Source organism: Flavobacterium gelidilacus DSM 15343, from assembly GCF_000422685.1.
GTDB classification, from domain to species: domain Bacteria; phylum Bacteroidota; class Bacteroidia; order Flavobacteriales; family Flavobacteriaceae; genus Flavobacterium; species Flavobacterium gelidilacus.
In genome coordinates, this window is sequence record NZ_KE383903.1 from 319,092 (window position 1) to 339,705 (window position 20,614).

The window sequence follows — 20,614 nt, forward strand, 5'->3', positions numbered from 1 at the left end:
TTGGTTAAAAGTATAAAATATTTATTAATTTACAAATTGTTTGTGCGGAGAGGAAGGGATTCGAACCCTCGATACCCTTTTGGAGTATACATACTTTCCAGGCATGCTCCTTCGACCACTCGGACACCTCTCCAATGGAGAACTGAATTTGAAGTTGCTAAATAACATAAAAAATTTCACGTGAGAAAATTTTGTTCATTATTTTTATGTCATTTCTCCTCTTAACGGTGTTTCAAAAATGGTTTTGAACACTTTAGGCGTCACTTTTTGACCTAATAAGTACATTAATTTTGTTATAGCAGCTTCGGAAGTAATGTCTTTTCCTGAGACTATTCCTATGTTTTTTAATTGTGTACTAGTTTCATATTGCCCCATGTTAACACTTCCCCCACTACATTGCGTGACATTGATAACGCAAATATTATTTTTTATTGCATTTTCTAACTCAGAAATAAACCATTCTGATGTAGGAGCGTTTCCAGAACCATAAGTTTCTAAGATTATTCCTTTTAGATTTGGCGTTTTTAATACTGATGATAAAACATTTTTACTAATTCCAGGGAAAAGCTTTAAAACAGTAACATTATCATCAAATGATTTATTTACTTTTAACTTTTTATTGCCCTTATTTTTTAAAAGTATCTCTCTATTTACTTTTAAATGTACACCCGATTCAGCTAATTCAGGAAAATTTGGTGAAGCAAACGCATTAAAATGTTCTGCACTTATTTTTGTAGTACGATTTCCTCTGTATAATTTATATTCGAAATATAAACAAACTTCATTAAAAACCGGCTTTCCTTTGTCTTGTAGTGATGCTGTCTGAATAGCTGTAATCAGATTTTCTTTTGCATCCGTTCTTAAATCTCCAATTGGTAATTGTGAACCCGTAAAAACAACAGGTTTTGCTAAATTTTCGAGCATAAAACTCAAAGCTGACGCACTATAAGACATCGTATCAGAACCATGTAAAACAACAAATCCGTCAAAAGACTCATACTTATCTTCTATAATTGAAGCTATATTCTGCCAATCTTGTATACTGATATTTGATGAGTCCAAAGGCTCTTCAAATGAAATTGTATCAATTTCACAATCTAACAATTGCAATTCTGGAATTCTTTTTAATAATTTTTTAAAATCAAATGCTTTTAAGGCTCCTGTTTCATAGTCTTTAATCATACCAATAGTACCACCAGTATAAATAAGTAAAATTTTAGGTTTAGACTGCGGCATTATTGTATTTCAATTTGTTTACAACTGGATTAGCATACATAGCTAAAAATCCTTCTTTTAATACAGCCGAATTGTCATCTATTCGCAATTCTAATCTTCTTTGAAACAATTGTTTTTCTTCAATAGTATAGTTTTTTTCAAACTGAGTTGAATTATGAAGAATATCATAAGCTATATAATTTGTTGGCCACAATTTATAGGATTGCAATATTGAATCATCAATTTCTTGAGCTAACAATTGTATTTGTTTATTTGGATTTTGTTCTATTGCTGTAATTTTATCAATTTCTGAATCTAAAATATCCCCAATATGAATATGAATTCTTTTCTTTTGTCCGATAATTCCACTTAATAAAGTAATAAAGTCTTCATTTTTTTCCTTAATGTATATTTCTTGTTTTGCTTCTGCTAAAAGTTGAGGCATTTTTAGTGCATCAGTTGGGTCATATTCATATGATAAAGAAACAGGAACAACTTTAATTTTCTTAAAATAGGTCATGATGTCTTTTTCATCTGAACCCATTGAAAGCATTTTTAAAACTCCAGTATTAGTCATGTCATTTCCATCTTTTGTTCTTCCCTCACGCTGAGCAATCCAAACCGATCGATTTTCATGCAATAATAATTGAGCGATATACTCTGAAAGATTTTTAGAACTTCCTAATAACTCTCTTGGTGAAAGACCTCTTTGTACTACAAAATTTCTATTTAATTTTGAAAGAGTAAGTAAAAATGCTTTTTTGACTAAATTATCTCCAATAGCTGAAGCTGTCATTGTTAAGCCATGTTCAAATAAGGCTACATTTAATAAAGAGGTATCTAAAATTATATCTCTATGGTTAGAAATAAAAAGATATGAGGTATTAGGCTCAAGTTTTTCAAATCCTGAAGTAGATAATCCATCTGAACTTTTTTCTAAAACTTTTTGTACAGATTTATAGATAAAATTACATTGAAAGTCTCTAATGGAATGTGTTTCAATCAATTTAGCCTTCCAAACTTCATCCTCTAAATCTGGAAACGTAAAATCCATTAACGCTTTCATCATAGGATGATTTAATGAAGATTTTAAAGCATTATTTACTTCACTATCATAAAAAGGTCGAATAGCATCAAACTTTGACATGTATTAATTTTAATTTTAAGAAAACAAAAGAACAAAAAATTTATGAATTTAAAGGCAATTTTAACTTAAATCCCAAAAACAGCTTTTGAATTTTCGGTTGTAATTTTTGCAATTTCTTCAACAGAAACGTTATAAATTTCAGCTAATTTTTGAGCTACTAACAAGGTATAGCTACTTTCATTTCTTTTTCCACGAAAAGGAACTGGTGCTAAATAAGGTGAATCTGTTTCTAAAACAATATGTTGTAAATCTATTTGATTTAAGAATTGATCTATTTTTCCGTTTTTAAATGTTGAAACACCACCAATTCCTAATTTCATTCCAAGTGAAATAGCTTGATTTGCTTGTTCTAAATTACCAGTAAAACAATGAAAAATTCCAAATAACTTTTCGTCTTTTTCAGATTCTAAAACTTCAAATGTTTCATCAAAAGCATCACGACAATGAATGTTAATTCCTAAATTGTATTTTTTAGCTAGTTGAATTTGTTGTTTAAAAGCATGTTGTTGTTGCTTTAAAAAAGTTTTATCCCAAAATAAATCAATTCCGATTTCTCCGATAGCATAGAATTTTCTTTTTTCCAATTCAGCTTCAACGTGAGCTAATTCGTCTAAATAATTTTCTTTTACATAAGTAGGATGCAATCCCATCATTAAAAAAATATTTTCAGGAAATTGGCTTTCCAAATCATACATTTTTGATGTATAACTAGAATCAATAGACGGAATAAAAAATCGTGAAACTCCAGCGTCAATAGCTTTTTGAATTACTTGATGTCTATCTTGGTCAAATTCTTCTGAATATAAATGAGTGTGAGTATCTGTTAATATCATTATAATTGGCTTATTACTTTTTCAAGTGGCAAAAATACAATTAATCTAACTCATTTAATAATTCTTGAGCTTTTTCAAAATCTTCTGAATCTGAAGAGATTTCTTTTAAATATGTTTTACAAGCTTCAAAATCTTCTACTTTTAATTTAGTTAAGGCCAAATACCAAGTAGCTTTTTGATTATAAACCGATTTTCCGTCTTTTAAGTTGTTGAAAACTACTTCTGCTTGGGCTGTCTTATTAACTTCTAATAATGAAATTCCGTAATAGAATTCGATTTCTGGTCTTTTATATTCTTCAAGAACTTTTTCAAACAAAGGAATTGCTTTTTCATAATTTTTATCATTAAATGCTTCTTGAGCTGCTTTTAAATCTTTAATAACAGAACCTCTTTCTGTAAAATTAGCATTTTCATGCTGATTGAAATCTGAATAAGTCGGATTTCCACCACTATTCATAAACCAAACTCCAACAAAAACGACCAACGTAGCTGCAATTGCAAACCATTTTGATTGTAATGAAATAACTTTTGATTTCTTTTTATTCGTATCTGAAAAATGATCTTTCGAAATCGACTTTAAATTTTCTTTAAAATCAATAGTATCATTTGAAAACTTGACTTCTAAAAACTGTGTTGTTTCTTTATATAATTCAAATTGTTTTTTAAAAGATTCCTGGTTTTGAAGTTTATTTTCAAAATCGACTTTTTCTTCTGAAGTCATTTCATTATTGAGGTAATTTTCAAATGCTATGTATAATTCTTCTTGCATTACTTTAGTATTTTATAGATTGGTATCGATTAGATTGTTGTATTAACTCTGTTAATTGACCTGTACAAATGGATTTTTTCTTTCTCACATAAGCATAAGTCACGTTCATTTTACTAGCAACTTCTTCCATAGTTTTGGTTACAAAACTCAATTTCAAAACTTCTTGGCATTTTTCTCCTAATTTTTGAAACATTTCATCAAATAAGGATTGTTTTTCGTCTTGTTCTTCGGTTTCGATGGCTAATTTTTCAACGTCTTTGTCTATAGATACATTTTCATCTTTAATTGTTACCTCTTTATTGTAAGATTTTTTTAATTCGTTTAGCCATTTTCTTTTACATAATAAAAAAAAGTAGGCATCAAACGGACACGTTAATTCTAAACCTTTTGTTTTTGCTTGATTGTATATAGTAATTATAACTTCCTGGATTACATCTTGCGCTTCATCTGCACTTCCAGAATTCATCTTTATATAATAAGTGACTTTTGGTGCAAACTTTTTATATATAGATTCAATGATTGAGGAATTATTATTAAGTAACCCATCTATATACATTTGGTCGTGATGCAGAATTTTTGAAGTCATAAAATCTTTATTTATCAGCTAATATAAAAAGAAATAAAAAAGTATATGATTTAATGGGTAACAATTTTCAAAGCTACTTTATATATAGGTGTAATCGTTCATCAAAATCTTGTTTTTAAAATGTTTCCAAAAAGAAATAAAAAAAAGATTCTGAAATAAATTCAGAACAGAGGTAACAAATTAAAACTTGAATTGATATAACAATAGAAAACAACAATTAACAATAACATTAAAATTTAGAAATCATGAGAAAATCAATCTTTACAATCGCAATTTTAGCTTTATCCTTTTTAAACGTAAACGCTACAGAAGTAACAAAAACTTCAAATAATTTAGAAATCAAAACTTCAATTTCAAGAGATAACATAGTAGAAGTTTATGATTGGAGTGTAAAAACAAACAACGGAACTTATGCAGGAACTACAAGTTCTTTAGAAGAAGCTCAAAACATGATTCAACTTGTATCTGCAGGAGAAATTATTTTAGACAAAAAAATTGAAACATTCTTTCAATTAAAAAATGAAGTTTCAAACAGCTCTTTAAGATTATTTTACTGGGAAGTTGAAACTAAAAACGGAAAAGCTAAAGGTTTTTCAAGTTCAGAAAATCAAGCAAAAAAAATGATTGAACTTTTAAGTACAGGAGATATTTTAAATTCCAAAATAGTAATTGCAGCTGACTTTAAATAAAAAAAAACATTCAACTGAGTAAACTGCTTACTCAGTTGAATTATTAAATAAATTAAATCTTTAAATTTTAGAAATTATGAAAACACTTAAAACAAAAAACCAATTATTAGCAAATAGATTTCTTATAATACTTTTTGCCTTTGCAACAATTTTTACAAGTTGTAATCCCGATGACGAAACAACTACTCAAGTTAATGTACCTTCTTCAACAGCATTTAATTCAATTAGACAAATTGCATTAGACAATATTTCGCAAAGCTTTCAAATTGATGTTGCAGATGGTGTAACTACTTTAACTTCTGCAAATGGTGTAGAAATTGACATTAACGCTAACTGTCTTACCTTAAATGGAAATGCAATAACTGGACAAGTTGATATAGAATATGTTGAAGTTTTTGATGGTGGACACATGTTAGTTACAAATAAAACAACCATGGGAAAATTACCAAATGGAGATATGGCAATGCTTATTTCTGGTGGTGAATTTTTCATCAATGCTACTCAAAATGGACAACAATTAGCTTTAGGCTGTGCAATGAATTTAAGAATCCCAGCAAATTTAACAGCTCCAGATAACGATATGACATTATGGAATGGTGTGGTTGATAATGAAGGGAATGTTGATTGGGAAGAAGAAGATGTGACTGTCGTTCAAGGTGGTGTTTTTTTAGAACAAAACGCAGTTGGTGGACAGAGTTATTATGCCTCTTTTAATAATTTTGGATGGACCAATGTTGATAAGTTTGCATCATATAGTGGTCCAAAAACTCAAATATTAGCAGCTGTGCCAACTGGTTATAGCAATCAAAATAGTGCTGTATTTTTACATTATGATGGGGAAGGAAATGCATTAGCAAAACTTGATACTTATGATGGTAATTCAGGATTATTTTCTGAACATTATGGTCAAATTCCTGTTGGATTAGCTTGTCACATCATTTTTGCAACTGAAGAAAATGGACAATGGAGATATGCTATAAAACCTGTTACAATTACCGAAAATGCTGTTTATACATTTACTTTAGCTGAAACAACTGTTGGATCTGAAGCTCAACTTGTAGCTGCCATAAATGCCCTACCCTAAATTTAGTTCTGTTTTGTTTTTTGGAGAAAGTGATGATTTACTCATCGCTTTTTCCTATTTTTATAACTTAAAAGCTAGACACCATGTTGAAAATTAGTACATTATTTTTATTTCTTGTTTCTCTATTGGGTTTTTCTCAAACCAAACCTATTGATACAGTAGCTAGAAAAGCGACAATAATTCCTGTACAAAATAAGAACTCTTTTTCCTTTAAATCTGAAAAACCATTGTTAAATCAAATTGCTGGTGCTCCAAAAGCATTTTATAGTCACTATTGGGAATTTGGAGATGGAAATTTTTCAACAAAAGAAGAACCAAATCACACTTACAAAGAAGCTGGTGAATATGAAGTAAAACTTTGGGCAACTAACAATTACGATTCAGGAAAAACACCTTCAACTCGTCCACAAAAAGTAAAAACAAACGACAAAGCAAATGCTTCTCAAAATGAAATTCTACCTATGGATGACAATATCGTTTTAAGAAGAAATCGAGAACCTTTACCTGATGAAGAATTTATAGTGATTTTAAGTTATAAAAACGAAAAAGACTACGTTACTAATGGCAAAATCTATTTTTATTACAACGAAAAAGAATTTAAAAACGACAATTTTGAACTAGTCGAAATAAGAAATTATTACAATGAAAATATAGAAGAAATATCAAGTGACTTAGTTTATAATGAAGATTTTGATACAAACAACTTAGCTTATGCTTCCCTTGAAAATTTAATTTATTCAACTACTAAATTTCAAGATACTAAAATAAGAAAAAATCTTCCTTTATCCTTAGAAGAATCCAAACAAAAATTTAAAAAAGGAAAAACCATTACGTTTAATAACATGAATCCAAACGAACAGCGTAATATATTTTTCACTTTAAAAACAACTCCAGAAATGATAAAAGATACAAGTGCTATTTTAAAAGTGCGAAGTATTTATGTTCCAGATTCAAACTATGAAAACCATAAAATAAAAGATATGGAAATGGAAATTGTGACATCACATGATCCAAATAAAATGTCTACAAACGGAATGTTCATTAATTATAGACTAGTCCGTTTTAAACGAGTGAAATTCAAAACTCGTTTTCAAAATAATGGTGAAGGACCAGCAACAACCATTCGTTTAGAAACTGATGTTCCTGATATGTATGACAAATCCACTCTTCAAATTGAAGGTATGTACCCTGAATGTCCAATTTGCCCAAAAAATCAAGAAGTTCGTTATAGTTGTTTGGATACAATTGTGGCTCAAAAACAAATTATTTTCACATTCAAAAACATTTATTTACCAGGAAGTGAACAAAAAAATGTGATTGAAAAAGATTCAACTAAAGGGTTTGTAAAATACAGTTTAAAATTCGGAAAAGATTTTCATAAAGTAAAAACCAAAAGTAAAACAGCTATTATCTTTGATAAGAATGACCCAATTATTACTAATTATTCCGTTACAAGATTTAACCCAGGAATTTCAATTGGTGCTAAAACAGGGTATAATTATTTCCCTAAATTAGAAAATGCTAAAAGTTATTTTGTAGGAGCAACTATTTCTCCTTATAAATCCTATCGTTGGTATTGGCAATCTGAATTACTTTTTAATAAATTAGATTTTGATGATGCTACTTTAACTTCAGATTTAAGTCAAGTAAATTTTAATCCACCCATTCAAAATCCAAATGGAACAGTTTCAGATGTTGGTTTTGAAAAAAAAATTACATCGAGTCAAACCAATAGAATAGTTACTGATATTGTTCCTGTCTCAATCAGATATAATGTAAATAATTATGTTGGAATTGGTTTTGGACCACAATTTTCAACTATACTTTCGTCGACTAAAGAAACAAGTGAAACCTTTCAATATTATGAAGCAACACAAAATACAGTTGGAGGTTTTGATGTAGGTGAAGAAATTCCACAACTGAAAAGAGAAACAAATACATCATTAAAAGAAAAAACTGAAATTCAAACGCAATTATTTGCTGATGTAACTTTGGGTTTTGCACGAATTGGTCCAAGTGTTGGAATTCGATATTATAAAAATTTTAAAAGCGATTTTGATTCGTGGCAGTTCTATGCAATTTGGAAATTTTAAGACACTTTTACTATTCTTATTTTTTACTTCTATTGGTTTTTCACAAACTTTAGAAGACCAAATTTATGATGTTGTAGATTCATTTGTAGCTAATCCAAATAAGAAGAATTTAGATGTTCTTACTTTAAAAGAAAAAGAGTTTTCAACTAAAGTAAAATCGTTTGATGAGCAATTGGCTTTAGTGATTTTATATTGCAACAAAGGCTCGTTTGAAATGAAAAACAACCTAGAAAAAAATGCCATTTCTTCTTATGAAAAAGCTTGGAAATTATTCGACAAAAACAAACTTTCCAATTATGATATTGTTGAATATTGCTTAAAACCTTTAGGAACTTTATATACCAAATCGGGCAATTTTACTTTAGCCGAAAATATTATTAAAAAATATATTTTCATTGCTGAAAAAGAGCACAATCAAGCTACGATTATTTCGGGTTATATCAATTTATCAATCGTTTACAAATCTATTGGAAAATATCAAACAGCTATTGATTTACTTCAAAAAGTGTCAAAAAATAAAGCAATTTCATCACTCCAAAATAAAAGAATTAAAGAAGAATTAGCTGTGAATTTTATAGGTTTAAAGAAGTATGAAAATGCAAATCAATTACTGGAAAATGCTGTTGAAAATGATTATCAAAACTTAAAATCTAAATCATTTTTAGCCTTACAAAACAATAATAGTAAAGAAGCTATTCCTTATTTTGAAAAAGCAAAAACTACCTTTTTTAAAACCAAAGATTTCACTGCACGAGAAGTTGCCAAACTATATGTTGATGAAGCTTCTATTTATAGGTTTTTGAAAGAGGATAAGAAATCGAAAAATCTACTTTCAAAAGCATTACAAACTTTATTGCCTTTGGAAAAGAAAATGATTTTGCCTGAAAAAAATAGTTTGTATGCAGAAAATACTTTCTTATCTATTTTTGACCAATTAGCTGAACTTGAAACTAATTCGCAAAAGAAAATCGATTATTATAACTTGAGTTTTTATGTCAGTGATTTGATAAAAGACAATATAGTTTCGCAAGAATCTCTAATTATTCAACAATTTGATGATAGAAAAAGAACCGAAAAATGTCTTCAAATTTTCTGGAATGAATTTCAAAAAACTAAAGATGATTCTTGGATTGAAAAAGCATTTTTGTTTGCCGAAAGAAGTAAAAATGTTGTTTTAAAAGACAAATCAAACCTTAAAACTTTATTAGAAGTACATCCAAAAAACAAAGATTTAATTGCTCAAAATAAATTGACTTCACAGCAAGAAACATTGATTAATAAGTTAATTCGATTGCAAATTACTGGTGAAAATCCGAATGAAATTGAAACTATAAATTCCAAATTAGCATCAATAAGTATGGAATTGAAATCTTATAACGAAAAAATTCACAAGCAATTCAAATCATCTTTAAAAAATGAATTCTCATTTTCTGATTTATATTCTAAAATTGAAAAAGATAAAGCGCAAATGATTTATTTCTTTTGGGGAAATGAATCGGTTTATGAATTTCAAATTAGTGATAAAAAAACTACTTGGAATCAAATTAAAATTGAGGAAAATTTCGCTTCAACTTTAAAGAATTTTATTCACTTTTTTGATGATGCTTCTAAAATAAATGAAGACATTGATTTGTTTAGCAAAACGAGTTTTCAATTGTATGAAAATCTAAAATTATCAAAATTAGAAAAAGATAAAAACACAATTATTATTCCTGATGGCTTATTAAATTTTGTGTCGTTTGATGCTTTGGTCACTCAAAAAACAACATCAAAAAACTTTAATAAAATTCCGTTTTTGGTGTTTCAAAATAAGTTGGCTTATCAGACAAATGCTTCTTTTTATATTGACAATATTCCGAAAGAAAAACAAAATACAATTCTTGGTTTTTTTCCAGTTTTTGAAAACACAAATGCAGAACTTTTATATTCAAAAGAAGAAGCAAAAGCCTTGTTGCCTTTTAAAGCGACATTATTCATGAATGAAAAAGCTACAAAAGAAAATTTCATGAAAAATAGCAGTAATTATAGCATTCTACACTTGTCAACTCATGGAACAAGTGGAAGTTTCAACGAACCTGCAACATTGGTTTTTTATGATGATTTAATGTTGATAAATGAATTATATGCTTTAGAAAATTGTCATCCTCAATTAGTAGTTTTGAGTGCTTGTGAAACTGGAATTGGAAAACTTCAAAAAGGAGAAGGTGCAATGAGTATTGCTAGGGCTTTTCAATATGCTGGTGCTGAAAATATTTTATTTAGTTTATGGAAAATTAACGATTATGCAGCGGCTCAATTAATGACAAATTTTTATGTGAATTTTGAAAAAACCAATTCTTTTTTTGAATCTAATTATCTTTCAAAAATAAATTATTTAGGAGATAAAGATATTTCTAACGCTAAAAAATCTCCTTATTATTGGGGTGCTTTTGTGTATTATGGTGCTGTTGATTCTGAGGAAACTAATTACTTTTATTATTTACTTTTTGGAGGAATTTTAGTTATTCTTTTGTTCCTGCTTTTCGTAAAAAAAGTTAAACACATAGAAACATAGATTTATAGTACTTAAATAAGAATTTTTTAGAAATTTTATTTTTCACATAGCCTATGAATACTATATTAAGCAAAGCGGCTAATTAATTCAAAATAATTCTATGTTTCTATGTGTTTTAAAAATAATATCTACTTTTGATGTATGCAAGAAATTCAAGATTTTCTAAAAGGAAAAAAATACAAAAAGATAAAATTTAAGGTTTTAAAAACGCAACATTTATTGGTAACTGCCAAAATAAATGACATTAAAGGAACATTCATTTTAGATACTGGTGCAAGTAATAGTTGTGTCGGTTTTGATGAAATAATAAGATTCGAATTATTTGCCGAGAATTCTGAAACCAAAGCTGCTGGTGCTGGTGCAACTGGAATGACAACACAATTATCAAAAAAGAACAAATTACAATTAGGTAGATGGAAATCAGAATCTTTAAATTTAGTGGTTTTTGATATGAGTCACGTTAATGAAGCTTTGATTAGTTACAAAACCAAACCCGTAAACGGAATCATTGGTGCTGATATTTTATTAGAAGGAAAAGCAATTATTGATTATGCAAATCACTTTTTATATTTAAAATAGGCTTAAAAAAATCCCAAACTCAATTAAGAATTTGGGATTTTTTATATTAAACCAAACCTAACAGATTTTGAAAACCTGTTAGGTTTATATTATAATTCTAAAGCTTTCTTAGGATTGTTGTCTAATAATAATTCCATTGGGTTTTCTAAAGCTTCCTTAACAGCAACTAAGAAACCAACAGACTCTCGACCATCAATAATTCTGTGGTCATAAGATAAGGCAACATACATCATTGGATGAATTTCAACTTTTCCATCAACCGCAATTGGACGCTCAATAATATTGTGCATTCCTAAAATTCCAGATTGTGGAGGATTGATAATTGGTGTAGATAACATACTTCCAAAAACACCACCATTTGTAATAGTAAATGTTCCACCAGTCATGTCGTCAACTGTAATTTGTCCATCACGAGCTCTTAAGGCTAATCTTTTGATTTCAGCTTCAACACCTCTAAAAGTCAAGTTTTCTGCATTTCTAACCACAGGAACCATTAATCCTTTTGGTCCAGAAACTGCGATTGAAATATCTACGAAATCATAAGCAATTTTATAATCACCATCCATCATAGAATTCACATCTGGATATAATTGTAAAGCTCTTGTAACTGCTTTTGTAAAGAATGACATATATCCTAAACCAACACCATTGTGCTTAGCTTTGAATTCGTCTTTATATTGATTTCTAATAGTATTAATTGGTGTCATGTTAACTTCGTTAAAAGTCGTTAACATAGCTGTTTCGTTTTTAGCAGCTACTAAACGTTCGGCTACTTTTCTGCGTAACATTGATAATTTTGTTCTTTCAGAACCACGAGAACCACCAGTTGGAGTTCCCATTGAAGGTACAGCATTAACTGCATCATCTTTAGTGATTCTTCCACCTTTACCTGTTCCTGCAATATCAGTAGGTTGGATGTTTTTTTCGTCTAATATTTTTCTTGCTGCAGGAGAAGGAGTTTGAGAAGCATATGTTTTTTCGGCAACTGGAGCTGCTTTTGGTGCTTCTGGTTTTTTCTCTTCAACTTTTCCTTCAGTTTTAGCTGGTGCATCACCTGCAGGTTTTGCTGCACTTGTATCAATTAAACATACAACTGCTCCAACCGCTACTGCATCACCTTCTTCAGCTTTAAGTGTAATAATTCCACTTTCTTCTGCAGGTAATTCTAAAGTAGCTTTGTCTGAGTCAACCTCAGCAATAGCTTGATCTTTTTCTACGTAATCGCCATCTTGAACTAACCAAGTTGCAATTTCTACTTCTGTAATTGATTCTCCCGGTGATGGGACTTTCATTTCTAAAATCATTTTCTTTTAGTTTAAAAGTTTACCCTTAAAATAACTAAGGGTTGTATTTGTGTTGTTATTTTATTGAAATAATGTTTTATCAAAAATCATGGCAATAGCATTCTTTTGACGTTTTTTAGAACGTTCGTAACTTCCTGCTGCTGGTGCACTATAAGCTTTTGGTGATGCTAAACGAAGTTTAACTAGGTCAAAATTCATTAACATAAAACTATAAGCTCCCATGTTTTTAGGTTCTTCTTGAGCCCAAACATAGTCATCAACATTTGGATAACTTGCAATAATTTCTTTTATCTGATCAGTTGCCAATGGGAACAATTGCTCTAATCGAACAACAGCTACATCATTTCTTCCTAATTCTTCTCTTTGTGCAATTATATCGTAATATACTTTTCCTGTACAAAACACTAATGACTTAATTGCTTTTTTGTCAGTTACATTTGGATCATCCAGTATTTCTTGGAATTGTCCATTTGCCATTTCATCAGCTGTTGAAACCGCTAATGGATGACGCAACAAACTTTTTGGTGTAAACACCATTAATGGCTTACGGAAATTTGTTTTCATTTGTCTTCTCAACAAGTGAAAGAAATTCGCTGGAGTTGTACAATCTGCAATATACATATTATGCTTTGCACACATTTGTAAGTAACGCTCCATACGTGCAGATGAATGCTCTGCTCCTTGATTTTCATAACCGTGGGGCAACAAGAATACTAATCCGTTTTGGTTATTCCATTTATCTTCACCAGCAGAAATATACTGGTCAATCATGATTTGCGCACCGTTAGAGAAATCTCCAAATTGTGCTTCCCAAATTGTTAATGTATTTGGTGAAGCTAATGCGTATCCATACTCATAACCAACAACTCCATATTCTGAAAGGTGTGAATTATAAATGTAAAAGTTTCCTTTTTTATCTTTTATTTTGTCTATTAAAACTACTTCTTCTTCTGATTCTTCAACCTTAATTACAGCATGACGGTGAGAGAATGTTCCTCTTTCAACATCTTGTCCTGTAATACGAACATCAAAACCTTCTGTAACTAAGGAACCATAAGCTAGTAATTCACCCATAGCCCAATCTAAATTATCCGATTCGAAATACATGTTCTTTCTATCGTTGATAATTTTCTTGATTTTACTAATGAACTTTTTGTCTTCTGGTAATTCTGAAATTGTTTTAGCAATCTCAGTTAACTTAGCTTTATCAAAACTTGTATCGTATTTTTTAAGCATTCCATCATCAGAAACTTGTTCAAATCCTGTCCATTCATTTTGCATGAAAGGTGTGATAACTGTTAAATCTTTCTTACGAGACTCTTCTAAACTTTCATCTAATTTTGCCTTGTATTTAGCTTCTAATTCTTTAACATATCCAGCATCAATAATACCTTCTTGTCTTAATTTTTCAGCATAAATGTCACGAGAATTTTTTTGCTTAGCAATTGCTTTATATAAAATTGGCTGGGTAAATTTAGGTTCATCACCTTCATTATGACCATATTTTCTGTATCCTAATAAATCAATAAAAACATCAGAACCAAATTCCATTCTGTAATCTAAAGCAAATAACATCGCATGAACTACAGCTTCAGGATCATCAGCATTAACGTGAAGAACCGGTGATAAAGTTACTTTTGCAATATCTGTACAATATGTAGACGAACGAGCATCTAAATAATTTGTTGTGAATCCAACTTGATTGTTAATAACAAGGTGAATAGTTCCTCCTGTTTTAAAACCATCTAAATTGGCCATTTGAATGATTTCATAGACAATACCTTGTCCTGCAATTGCAGCATCACCGTGTACGGCAATTGGCAATACTTTTGAAACGTCATTTGGATATAATCTATCTTGTTTAGCTCTTGTAATTCCCTCAATAACTGCTCCTACTGTTTCAAGATGTGAAGGATTTGGTGCTAAGTTTAAGTTTATTTTTTTTCCTGAACTTGTACTTCTTTCTGAAGTTAAGCCTAAGTGATATTTAACGTCACCATCAAAAGTATTATCTTCATCATAGTCTTTTCCGTCAAATTCAGAGAAGATATTTTGAGTGTTTTTTCCGAAAATATTAGCTAAAACATTTAAACGACCTCTATGTGCCATTCCCATTACAAATTGTTCAACACCTCTCTCAGCTGCAGCTTCAACAAGCGCATCTAATGCAGGAATAGCAGATTCACATCCTTCTAATGAAAAACGTTTTTGACCAACATATTTGGCATGTAAAAAAGTTTCAAAAGAAACAGCTTCATTTAATTTTCCTAAAATGTTTTTCTTTTGGTCTGATGTGAAATTAGGTTCATTATCATTTAAGTCAAGCCTGTTTTTTACCCAAGTTAACTTTTGAGGTTCACGAATGTACATGTATTCGACACCGATTGATTGGCAATACACTTTTTCTAAGTGTTTTAAAATATCAGCCAAAGTACTTGGCGCCATATTTACAATCTTAGCAGCATCAAAAACAGTAGTTAAATCTGATTGTGAAAGTCCAAAATTTTCTAAGGCTAATGTTGGTGTATAGGTTCTTCTGTCTCTAACTGGATTTGTTTTTGTAAACAAATGTCCACGAGTTCTATACCCATCGATTAAGCGAAGTACATTAAATTCTTTTTCTGTTTTTTCTGTAATATGATCACACGAAAAATCACCATTTGTAATTTGTTGAGCTACATTTTCAGTACCGTAATTGGCCTGCGCAAAGTCAAATCCTTGGAAAAAACTTCTCCAGCTAGGCTCAACACCATCTGGGTTTTCTAAATATTGTTCGTATAAATCGGCAAAGAAAGCCGTATGTGCAGCGTTTAAAAAGGAAAACCTATCCATATTGTGGTCTTAAAAGACGTTTTGGTTAAATAATTAGACAAAAGTACAATAATTGCAATTATATTTTACTTATTTTTGGATACATTTATGAAATAATTTGCAAATTAAGTATAGTAATCCTTTATCAGAAGATATAATTACTGAATCATTAAAAAAATACAAATGAAATTTAAATCACAAAAAATCATTGGTTTATTTGCCCTAATAATTACATTATTTACATTTCAAGAAAGTTTTGCACAAGAACCTGTTGTAAAAAGCAAATTTTGGAGCAGAGTACAATTTGGAGGAGGACTTGGATTAGCGTTTGGAAACAATTCAACTAATATTTCAGTTTCTCCGAGTGCTATTTATAATTTTAATGAAAAAGTAGCTTTAGGTGCTGGACTCCAATATAGTTATATCAATCAAAAAGATTTTTATACAAGTCATTTGTATGGAGGAAGCATTATTGGATTAGTGAACCCTATTCAAGAAATTCAATTATCGGCTGAATTAGAAGAATTAAGAGTAAATACCGATTTTAATGATCCTAGCTTTATTAATGACAATTATTGGAATACTGCTTTGTTTTTAGGTGCTGGTTACAGAACTAACAATGCAACGATTGGAATTCGTTATAACGTTTTACATAACGACAGAAATAATATTTATACGACTGCTTTTATGCCTTTCCTAAGGGTTTATTTCTAATCTATGAAGCTTTTATTTTCAGTAAGGAACTTTATCTTTTTTTCAATCGCTTTTATTTTGTTCACTTTGATTGGTACCTTATCCCATGAGTATGGTCATATATTAGTTGCTAAAAGTTTGGGTTATAAAACTACTTTACATTACGGTAGTATGAACTATCAAAAATATAACACAAATATAAATGATACAATTATAAAAATATTTGAAAGAAATAAGTTTGCCATCAAGAATAAAAAGGAATTTCCTGAAAAGGTAAGGTTTTATTCTTTAGCTAAAAAACAACAAAATGATTCTTTTTTAATTTCTTTGGGTGGACCAATACAAACTATGTTAACTGGGATTATTGGATTTCTATTACTTTATAAAAGAAACAAAATTACTACTATTAATTTTTCAAAAATTGATTGGCTTTATGTGTTTCTAGCTCTCTTTTGGCTAAGACAATTATTCAATCCTATATATTCTTTTTTAAGAAGACTTATTAATAATAACGCAAGTTATTTTGGAAGAGGTGATGAAACAGAAATCGCTGAATTTTTAAACATTCCAAAAGGTACATTTGATGTAATATTTGGTCTTAGTGGATTAATTATTTCTCTCTTTGTAATTTTTAAATTTATACCACTAAAATATCGCTTAACTTTTGTTATTAGCGGATTGATTGGAAGTTCACTTGGGTTTTACATTTGGATGTATAAAATTGGACCTATAATTTTGCCTTAATATTTATTCCTAAACCAAACCTTCTGCCATTCTCTTTTTAAGATTAAAAAAGTGACTTGTTCGGCTAATTGAATTAAATCTGAACCATCTAATTTTTTAATCTGTTCTTCTGAAACATCAATTATATAAAGAAGATTTAGGTATTCTGCGAATTTGAATTGAATTAATTTAAGAATTTTTTCGTGAACTCTTTCTTTAAAGTGCAATGGAAAAACATCTAAAGGGATATCTATAGCTTCATTAGCTAAAGCAAAATCTTTATTGGTTTGTTCGATTAATTTAAAATATAAATGCTCTTCCTCTGCTTGAGAAATTAAAGAGTCGATATTTTTTGGAAACTCAAACATAGAAATCTAAACGTTACGATTCATTAATTTTTCTCCGAAAACATATAAGATTTGTTTCTTTTCTTCTGAAATTTCCATTTTTTGAAGTGTTTCAAATGCTTTTTGAGTGTATTCTTTTATCGCTTCTTGTGTAGCCTTACTTGCTCCAGATTCATTAAAAACTGTTTTTACAGTTTCTATTTTGTCTGAATTATCTTTAGGTTGAATTGAAAACAAATGCATTAACTGTTCTTTATCTTCCTTTGCTCCAAATTCCAAAGCTTTTAAATATAAAAAGGTTTTTTTATTTTCGATAATGTCACCTCCAATTTGTTTTCCAAAAGTTTCCGGATTTCCAAAAGCATCTAAAAAGTCATCTTGTAACTGAAATGCAATTCCTAAATTCAATCCAAAATCATAAATTAAATCAGCATTTTCTTGAGATGTTTCAGCTACTATTGCTCCCATTTTCATCGCTGCACCAACTAAAACAGCTGTTTTATATTCAATCATTTTAAGGTATTCTGAGATAGTAACATCATCGCGCGTTTCAAAATCCACATCATATTGTTGTCCTTCACAAACTTCCAAAGCTGTCTTGCTAAACAATTTGGCTAAAGCTCTAAAAACAGCTGGTTCATATTCTTCAAAATATTGATAAGCTAAAATAAGCATAGCATCACCTGATAGAATTCCGGTATTAATATTCCATTTTTCATGAACCGTTATTTTACCTCTCCTTAGTGGTGCATCGTCCATAATATCATCGTGAATTAATGAAAAATTATGAAAAACCTCAACAGCTGTTGCTGCTCGTAATGCTTTTTTATAATCACAATCAAAAATTTCTGCAGCCATTAATGTCAAAACTGGACGCATTCGTTTTCCACCTAAACCCAAAATATATTGAATTGGTTGATATAAATTTTTAGGCTCTTTTTCTACAACTAATGCGTTAAAATGTGCAGAAACGACTTCTTGATATTCTGAAATGGAATGCATTTTTTTAAAATTGGTTTATTAAACAGTACAAAAGTAAAATAATTATAACGAATAATCACTTTATAGGGCTATCAATAATGCTAATGTTTCGTAAATGTTAAATTTTGTTAAAAACTTTGGAAACTTTTTTTGTATTCAAAGTTTCCGTTGTAAGTTTGCACTTGAATTATTAAAAAATAAAACTTTAAATAGAATTGTTAAAAATGAACACACAATAATGAAAGACCAAATTTTAAATAAAGCAACAGAAATGTTTCTTACACTTGGGTTTAAAAGTGTAACGATGGATGATATTGCTAGCGAAATGGGTATTTCTAAAAAAACAATTTACCAGCATTTTTCTAACAAAGACAATTTAGTTAAAGATGCTACTACAAACTTGTTCGAGAATATCTCTTGTGGAATTGACGAAATTATTTTAGCTGACAAAGATCCAATTGAAGAACTTTTTACCATTAAAGAGTTTGTGATGCAACATCTAAAAGATGAAAACACTTCACCTATTTATCAACTGCAAAAATATTATCCAAAGATTCACAAGTCATTAATGATCAAACAATTTGATAAAATGGGAACTTGCGTAATTGATAACTTAGAGAAAGGGATTCAGCTTGGATTGTTTAGAAAAGACATTCGTAAAGAACTTATAAGTAGGTTTTACTTTGCTGGAATGACTAGCATAAAAGATGTAGAACTTTTTAATCCTAAAGAATTTAGTTCAAAAACAGTTCAATCGTGTTACTTAGAATATCACTTACGAGGAATCTGTACTCCTAAAGGAACTATACAATTAGAAACAATAATAAACACCAATAAATAACAAACAATACCTAATGAGACAAACAATAATAATAACGTTTTTATTATTTGCAAGTTTAATGAATGCTCAAGACAAAAAAGAAACCTATTCTTTTACATTAGATCAAGCTATTGAACATGCACTTAAAAATAATTACAAAGCTTTAAATGCTTCGAAAGACATTGAGTCTGCCCAACAAAAAAAATGGGAAACAACTGCTGCAGGTTTACCTCAAATTAATGCAGGTTTAGATTATATGAACAACTTTAATTTTCAAAAACAAGGTATAACAGGAAATGCTTTTGGTCCTTCAACTGGTGGTGATCCAAATGCAGTTTCAACTATTGCTTTTGGAACTAAACATAGTATGAACGCTAGAGCAACATTAAGCCAATTAATTTTTGATGGTTCTTATATTGTTGCATTACAAGCTTCAAAAACATATTTGCAATTTTATCAAAATTCAAAATTAAAAACGGATAATGATATTCGTGAAATGGTTACGAATTACTACGGAAATGTATTACTTGCTCAAGAAAACATCTTAATTCTAGAAAAAAACAAAGCTACTCTTGAACAAAATCTGTTCGAAACAAAAGAAACATACAAGAATGGATTAATAGAAGAAGAAAGTGTAGAGCAACTTCAAATTACTTTAGCTTCTGTGAACAGTAGTTTAAGTAACGTAACTCGTTTGATTGACGTTTCTAATAAAATGCTAAAAATTACGCTAGGAATTGACATAAACGATGAATTAATCTTAACGGAGAAACTAGATGATTTGACTACAAAAAATGTTGACTTATCATTTGGTGGAGATTCGTTTAATGTATCAAATAATATTGATTATAGAATTGCTGAAAACTTCAAAGAACAAAGAAGATTAGAATACAAATCTCAAAAGGCAACGGCACTGCCAACTTTAGGAGCAAATTTTAACTTCGGATATAACTCTTTTGCTAATACTTTCGATTTTTTAAAACAAAATCAAGCTTGGAATAATTACTCTAATTTAGGAGTAAGTTTAAATGTTCCCATCTTTAGTAGTTTTGGAAGAAAAGCAAAAAATCAACAAGCAAAAATTGCTTTTGAACAAGCAGAAACGCAATTAACTGAAGCAGAACAAATGATAAAACTTCAATATGAATCTACTAAAAGCGAATATGAGTATAGTATAGAACAATATGCAACTTCAAAATCAAATTTAAATTTAGCGGAACGTATTGAAAAGAAACAGCAAGTTAAGTTTAAAGAAGGAATTTCAACAAGTTTTGAATTTACAGAAGCCCAAAGACAACTTTACACCGCACAACAAAATTATCTTCAATCTATGATTGATGTTATCAATAAAAAAACAGCTTTAGACAAATTAATAAACAAATAATA

At 29.5% G+C, this 20,614-nt stretch carries 18 protein-coding genes and 1 tRNA gene; 9 read left to right on the top strand and 10 right to left on the bottom strand.

From position 1 onward, the window contains the following. Positions 1-45: 45 nt before the first annotated feature. From G507_RS0111190 to G507_RS0111215, 6 genes are all read right to left on the bottom strand, one after another. Positions 46-133: transfer RNA gene (locus G507_RS0111190), tRNA-Ser, on the bottom strand. Positions 134-204: 71 nt separating this feature from the next. Beyond that, positions 205-1,236 carry an asparaginase gene (locus G507_RS0111195; RefSeq protein WP_026717555.1) on the bottom strand — a complete coding sequence of 344 codons (1,032 nt, stop codon included), beginning with the start codon at positions 1,234-1,236 and terminating at the stop codon, positions 205-207. Then, complete coding sequence (locus G507_RS0111200; RefSeq protein WP_026717556.1) at positions 1,223-2,362, bottom strand: 1-acyl-sn-glycerol-3-phosphate acyltransferase; 1,140 nt, start codon at positions 2,360-2,362, stop codon at positions 1,223-1,225. The genes G507_RS0111195 and G507_RS0111200 overlap by 14 nt, the downstream gene beginning before the upstream one ends. A 65-nt stretch (positions 2,363-2,427) precedes the next feature. Beyond that, on the bottom strand, positions 2,428-3,195 hold the full coding sequence (locus tag G507_RS0111205) for a TatD family hydrolase (RefSeq protein ID WP_026717557.1): 768 nt from the start codon (positions 3,193-3,195) through the stop codon (positions 2,428-2,430). A 40-nt stretch (positions 3,196-3,235) separates the two neighbouring features. Next, positions 3,236-3,964, bottom strand: a complete 729-nt coding sequence (locus tag G507_RS0111210; RefSeq protein WP_026717558.1) for a tetratricopeptide repeat protein — start codon at positions 3,962-3,964, stop codon at positions 3,236-3,238. Positions 3,965-3,968: 4 nt separating this feature from the next. Further along, a complete protein-coding gene (locus tag G507_RS0111215) occupies positions 3,969-4,550 on the bottom strand; it encodes an RNA polymerase sigma factor (RefSeq protein WP_026717559.1) in 582 nt (193 codons plus the stop codon). 245 nt (positions 4,551-4,795) lie between these two features. On the opposite strand from G507_RS0111215, the gene G507_RS0111220 reads away from it, so the two are divergent. The 5 genes from G507_RS0111220 (at position 4,796) to G507_RS0111240 (ending at position 11,549) form a co-directional block, all read left to right on the top strand. Beyond that, complete coding sequence (locus G507_RS0111220) at positions 4,796-5,239, top strand: hypothetical protein (protein ID WP_026717560.1); 444 nt, start codon at positions 4,796-4,798, stop codon at positions 5,237-5,239. Between the two features lie 76 nt (positions 5,240-5,315). Next, positions 5,316-6,323: a hypothetical protein gene (locus G507_RS0111225; protein ID WP_026717561.1), complete on the top strand. Its 1,008-nt coding sequence runs from the start codon at positions 5,316-5,318 to the stop codon at positions 6,321-6,323. A gap of 83 nt (positions 6,324-6,406) precedes the next feature. Further along, positions 6,407-8,416 (top strand): PKD domain-containing protein, encoded by a 2,010-nt coding sequence (locus G507_RS0111230; RefSeq protein WP_026717562.1) that lies wholly within the window; start codon positions 6,407-6,409, stop codon positions 8,414-8,416. Then, the gene (locus G507_RS16905; protein WP_211218982.1) at positions 8,340-10,970 is read left to right on the top strand and encodes a CHAT domain-containing protein; all 2,631 of its coding nucleotides are present in this window, start codon (positions 8,340-8,342) and stop codon (positions 10,968-10,970) included. Before G507_RS0111230 ends, G507_RS16905 begins: the two co-directional genes overlap by 77 nt. Before the next feature lie 141 nt (positions 10,971-11,111). Beyond that, positions 11,112-11,549, top strand: a complete 438-nt coding sequence (locus tag G507_RS0111240) for a retropepsin-like aspartic protease (RefSeq protein ID WP_026717563.1) — start codon at positions 11,112-11,114, stop codon at positions 11,547-11,549. Positions 11,550-11,638: 89 nt separating this feature from the next. On the opposite strand, the gene odhB is transcribed toward G507_RS0111240, so the two are convergent. Next, positions 11,639-12,853: a 2-oxoglutarate dehydrogenase complex dihydrolipoyllysine-residue succinyltransferase gene (gene odhB / locus G507_RS0111245; RefSeq protein ID WP_026717564.1), complete on the bottom strand. Its 1,215-nt coding sequence runs from the start codon at positions 12,851-12,853 to the stop codon at positions 11,639-11,641. Between the two features lie 60 nt (positions 12,854-12,913). After that, entirely contained in the window at positions 12,914-15,685 is a 2,772-nt protein-coding gene (locus G507_RS0111250) for a 2-oxoglutarate dehydrogenase E1 component (protein ID WP_026717565.1), read from the bottom strand. Positions 15,686-15,847: 162 nt separating this feature from the next. Here G507_RS0111250 and G507_RS0111255 point away from each other — a divergent pair, with 162 nt between their 5' ends. Together G507_RS0111255 and G507_RS0111260 are read left to right on the top strand one after the other, a co-directional pair. After that, positions 15,848-16,378, top strand: a complete 531-nt coding sequence (locus G507_RS0111255; protein ID WP_035666124.1) for a hypothetical protein — start codon at positions 15,848-15,850, stop codon at positions 16,376-16,378. 3 nt (positions 16,379-16,381) lie between these two features. Next, positions 16,382-17,101 carry a hypothetical protein gene (locus G507_RS0111260; RefSeq protein ID WP_026717567.1) on the top strand — a complete coding sequence of 240 codons (720 nt, stop codon included), beginning with the start codon at positions 16,382-16,384 and terminating at the stop codon, positions 17,099-17,101. Here G507_RS0111260 and G507_RS0111265 read toward each other — a convergent pair. Together G507_RS0111265 and G507_RS0111270 are read right to left on the bottom strand one after the other, a co-directional pair. Further along, a complete protein-coding gene (locus tag G507_RS0111265) occupies positions 17,098-17,448 on the bottom strand; it encodes a hypothetical protein (RefSeq protein ID WP_026717568.1) in 351 nt (116 codons plus the stop codon). The two genes, G507_RS0111260 and G507_RS0111265, sit on opposite strands and share 4 nt — an antisense overlap. A 6-nt stretch (positions 17,449-17,454) precedes the next feature. Beyond that, on the bottom strand, positions 17,455-18,429 hold the full coding sequence (locus G507_RS0111270) for a polyprenyl synthetase family protein (RefSeq protein ID WP_026717569.1): 975 nt from the start codon (positions 18,427-18,429) through the stop codon (positions 17,455-17,457). Between the two features lie 217 nt (positions 18,430-18,646). Here G507_RS0111270 and G507_RS0111275 point away from each other — a divergent pair, with 217 nt between their 5' ends. Together G507_RS0111275 and G507_RS0111280 are read left to right on the top strand one after the other, a co-directional pair. After that, entirely contained in the window at positions 18,647-19,249 is a 603-nt protein-coding gene (locus tag G507_RS0111275) for a TetR/AcrR family transcriptional regulator (RefSeq protein ID WP_026717570.1), read from the top strand. 13 nt (positions 19,250-19,262) lie between these two features. Next, positions 19,263-20,612: a TolC family protein gene (locus G507_RS0111280; protein WP_026717571.1), complete on the top strand. Its 1,350-nt coding sequence runs from the start codon at positions 19,263-19,265 to the stop codon at positions 20,610-20,612. Positions 20,613-20,614 lie beyond the last annotated feature (2 nt).